This is a genomic window from Mesorhizobium sp. M1E.F.Ca.ET.041.01.1.1 (assembly GCF_003997355.1).
Taxonomy (GTDB): Bacteria; Pseudomonadota; Alphaproteobacteria; order Rhizobiales; family Rhizobiaceae; genus Mesorhizobium.
In genome coordinates this window covers 1-3,493 of the sequence record NZ_RZSL01000604.1, presented here as the reverse complement: position 1 = coordinate 3,493, position 3,493 = coordinate 1, and the positions used below count along the sequence as shown (strand labels likewise).

General features: G+C 64.2%; 5 protein-coding genes and 1 pseudogene. 3 read left to right on the top strand and 3 right to left on the bottom strand.

What is annotated here, in order from left to right:
- The coding region (locus EOA38_RS31065) for an urease accessory protein UreD (RefSeq protein ID WP_245480959.1) at nt 1–264 on the bottom strand (264 nt) is incomplete at its 3' end.
- A gap of 202 nt (nt 265–466) precedes the next feature.
- Between EOA38_RS31065 and EOA38_RS31060 the strand changes: the two genes are divergently transcribed.
- From EOA38_RS31060 to EOA38_RS31050, 3 genes are all read left to right on the top strand, one after another.
- Entirely contained in the window at nt 467–721 is a 255-nt protein-coding gene (locus EOA38_RS31060) for an acyl carrier protein (protein WP_059188710.1), read from the top strand.
- Nucleotides 722–725: 4 nt separating this feature from the next.
- Entirely contained in the window at nt 726–1,934 is a 1,209-nt protein-coding gene (locus EOA38_RS31055; protein ID WP_127301026.1) for a beta-ketoacyl-[acyl-carrier-protein] synthase family protein, read from the top strand.
- Nucleotides 1,935–2,107: 173 nt separating this feature from the next.
- The gene (locus EOA38_RS31050) at nt 2,108–2,812 is read left to right on the top strand and encodes a glutathione S-transferase N-terminal domain-containing protein (RefSeq protein WP_126090750.1); all 705 of its coding nucleotides are present in this window, start codon (nt 2,108–2,110) and stop codon (nt 2,810–2,812) included.
- A gap of 12 nt (nt 2,813–2,824) precedes the next feature.
- Here EOA38_RS31050 and EOA38_RS31045 read toward each other — a convergent pair whose 3' ends face one another.
- Together EOA38_RS31045 and EOA38_RS31040 are read right to left on the bottom strand one after the other, a co-directional pair.
- Complete coding sequence (locus EOA38_RS31045; protein ID WP_127301025.1) at nt 2,825–3,139, bottom strand: hypothetical protein; 315 nt, start codon at nt 3,137–3,139, stop codon at nt 2,825–2,827.
- Nucleotides 3,140–3,288: 149 nt separating this feature from the next.
- Nucleotides 3,289–3,493, bottom strand: a pseudogene (locus EOA38_RS31040) (nucleoside/nucleotide kinase family protein); the annotation flags it as partial.

Genomic DNA, 3,493 nt, shown 5'->3' with positions numbered 1-3,493 from the left:
GGCCTGGGTGGTGATGGAGGCCGAGGCGCCCTCACCGACCTCGATCTCCCAGCCAAGCCGGTCGCCGCCGGTCAAGCCGCCGGCCGTGTTGATCAGCACGGCCTCGAGCGGATCGCCGTGCACCGCCGGCATGCGAATCTTGGCCGATCCGTCCTGATAAAGACGCCGGAGCCGGGTCCGGCCACCTGCTCTGCCGCAGAAAAGCCTGCCTCGCCCTGCAACACGTTGGGCGGCAGGCTGGGAAGCCAAGGTAGGGTCGATCATGTTCACGGCGCCAACGTTAAGCACTCCGGTGGCTTTGTCGATATATAGCTTGTTGCTTGACATCGTTTCGGTTTCTATAGAGGGAGCCACCTTGGATCGGTTACGCGATGCCTGGCGAGGTAGGGGGCGCCGACGTTTGTGAATCCGGGGACGAAGGGGCGCTGATCAGTTGGCGTCGGGAAACGACAGGGGAAGGAACCGAATGGCTGACCAGCTGACGACCGAAATCATCGAAAAGATCAAGGCTCATGCCGAGACTGGCGGCGAGGAAATCACCACCAGCACCGATCTCAACACGCTTGGCATCCATTCGCTGGAGTTGACCGAGATCATCTTCGATCTCGAGGAGAAGTACGGCATCGAGATAGAGATGAACACGGTCGATGCCTGGAGCAACCTCAAGAACGTCGGCGACATGGTCGAGGCGGTTCGCGAATTGATCGCGAAAAAAGCCTGATTGCATGCTGAAGCGCGTCGTCATCACCGGCATTGGCGGGATATGCGGGCTCGGCAACGATGTGCCGGCGATCTGGGACGCAATGCGCGCCGGCCGCTCGGCAATCGGCCCGATCGACAATCCGTCGCTACATGACCTGAAGGTCAAGGTCGGCTGCGAGATCAAGGAGTTGCCCGATCACGGCATCGACCGCAAGCAGGTGGTGTCGATGGACCGTTTCAGCCTCCTGGCGGTGATTGCCGCGCGGGAAGCGATGCGGCAGTCCGGGCTGGTCGCCCATGCCGACAATACCTACAGGATGGGCGCCGTCGTCGGCATCGGCGTCGCCGGCTTCGAAACGATCGAGGAAAACTACCGCGCGATCCTGATCGAGGGACGCAACCGCGCCGCCATCTTCACCGTGCCGAAGGTGATGCCGGGTGCGGCCGCCGGCCAGGTGAGCATGAATCTCGGCCTGCGCGGGCCGGTGTTCGGGGTCACCTCCGCCTGCTCCTCGGCCAATCACGCCATTGCCTCGGCGGTCGATCAGATCCGGCTCGGCCGCGCCGACGTCATGGTCGCCGGCGGCACCGAAGCGCCGCTGGTATGGGGCGTGCTCAAGGGCTGGGAAGCGCTGAGGGTGCTTTCGCCCGATACCTGCCGGCCGTTCTCGGCCGACCGCCAGGGCCTGTCGCTCGGCGAAGGCGCCGGCATGGCGGTGCTGGAGAGCTACGATCACGCCGTGGCGCGCGGCGCCACTATCCTTGCCGAGGTCGCCGGCGTGGGCCTCTCGGCCGACGCCTCCGACATCGTCGCGCCGACGATCGAGGGGCCGGAAGCGGCGATGCGCTTCTGCCTGGTGGATGCCGGGCTCAACCCCGAGGATGTCGACTATCTCAACGCGCATGGCACCGGCACCAAGGCCAACGACCAGATCGAGACGGCGGCGATCAAGCGCGTCTTCGGGGAGCATGCGCGTGCGCTCTCGGTGTCCTCGACCAAGTCGATGCACGCGCATTGCCTCGGCGCGTCGGGCGGGCTGGAGCTGATCGCCTGTGTCATGGCGATCCGCAATGGCATCGTGCCGCCGACGGCGAATTTCCGTGAGCCGGATCCCGAATGCGATCTCGACGTGACGCCGAATGTGGCGCGCGAACGCAAGGTGCGCGTAGCCCTCAGCAACAGTTTTGCCTTCGGCGGCACCAATGCGGTGCTGGGCTTCAAGGCGATCTGATACAACCGTCAGCCATCCGCCCGAACGCGTTTCCATCCCGGGGGAATTGCCTGGTTGACTGTCCGTGCACGGCAAGCCGCTCACCGGCATATTGATCCCGAGGGGTCAGGGTCCTAATTCTTGCCACCCGCCACGCCCGCCATTCGGCGCCAATCCGCACCCGGAGCCTCCCGATGACCGACCTGTCCGCCTTTCCGATAACCAAGCGCTGGCCGGCCAAAAAACCAGACCTCCTGCAGCTCTATTCCTCCACGACGCCCAACGGGGTGAAGATCTCGATCGCGCTGGAGGAGATCGGCCTGCCCTACGAGCCGCACTATATCGACATCGGCAAGAACGAGAGCTGGACGCCGGAATTCCTGTCGCTCAACCCGAACGGCAAGATACCGGCGATCATCGACCCGAACGGGCCCGACGGAAAGCCGATCGGGTTGTTCGAATCCGGCGCCATCCTGCTCTATCTCAGCGACAAGACCGGCAAGCTCATCCCGGCCGATCCCATCCGCCGCTACGAGACGATCCAGTGGGTGTTCTTCCAGATGGCCGCGATCGGCCCGATCTTCGGGCAGGTCGGCTTCTTCAACAAGTTCGCTGGGCGCGAGATCGCCGACAAGCGGCCGCTGGAACGCTATCGCGACGAGTCGCGGCGGCTGATCGGCGTTTTGGAAACGCGGCTCAAGGGCCGGCAATGGATCATGGATGACGAATACACCATCGCCGATGTCTCGATGCTTGGCTGGGTGCGCAACCTGATCGGCTTCTACGAAGCGCGCGACCTCGTCGGCTTCGACGATTTTCCGACCGTCGCGGCATGGCTGGAGCGAGGCCTTGCACGGCCGGCCGTGCAGAGGGGCTTGACCATTCCGGCAAGGGGTTGAGGCGCAGGCCCCCTACTTCGTTTTGGCCTTTGCGCCGCCTCGGCCGAGCACCGATGCGGCAAGCCGGGCGGTGGCCACCACCGCGCCGGTCGCAACGCTTGCGACGGTGCGGATCGGGCTCGACTTCGCCACCGGCTTATGCGGTTTCGCGGCGGCCTTGTGCGCTGCACCGTGCACCACTTTTTTGGGCGCAGCCTTGCCGAATGCCGGCTTGGCGTCCTTGGAGCGCTCGGCGGTCGCCGGTGCGGCGCCGGCCCTCGATTGCGTCGCTTTGGATTGATTGGCCCTGCTTCTCGCGGGCGCGGGTTTTCTGGTCTTGGTTGCCATCAGACGGCTCCGTTTTTTTGCGCAATTCCGGACGGAAAACCGCTGCGCACTTTTCCTGGAATTGCTTCAGCGCCGGACAATCGGGATATCGGCCATAACGACCTGCAAGTCTTAAGGTTCCCGTCCAAAAATAGTGAAAATTGAGCAGGTTAACCAATCACCAGATCGGCCTGCCGGCGATGCGCCAGCACGCGCTCGATATTCGGCATGTCGTTGGAGGCGATCCAGGCGCGCGCGTCCTCGTCGGACTTGCCATGACCGCGCCAGCGCTCCATCAGGCGGCGCTCGAGCTCGCCCCGCGGCACGTCGACGAAGATGGTGAAATCGAACAAAGGCGCAAGCCGCGACCACGGC

What these genes read in the sequence shown, in the direction of transcription:
- EOA38_RS31060 (WP_059188710.1), top strand. Translation starts at nt 467, where the DNA reads ATGGCTGACCAGCTGACGACCGAAATCATCGAAAAGATCAAGGCTCAT.
- EOA38_RS31055 (WP_127301026.1), top strand. Translation starts at nt 726, where the DNA reads ATGCTGAAGCGCGTCGTCATCACCGGCATTGGCGGGATATGCGGGCTC.
- EOA38_RS31050 (WP_126090750.1), top strand. Translation starts at nt 2,108, where the DNA reads ATGACCGACCTGTCCGCCTTTCCGATAACCAAGCGCTGGCCGGCCAAA.
- EOA38_RS31045 (WP_127301025.1), bottom strand. Translation starts at nt 3,139, where the DNA reads ATGGCAACCAAGACCAGAAAACCCGCGCCCGCGAGAAGCAGGGCCAAT.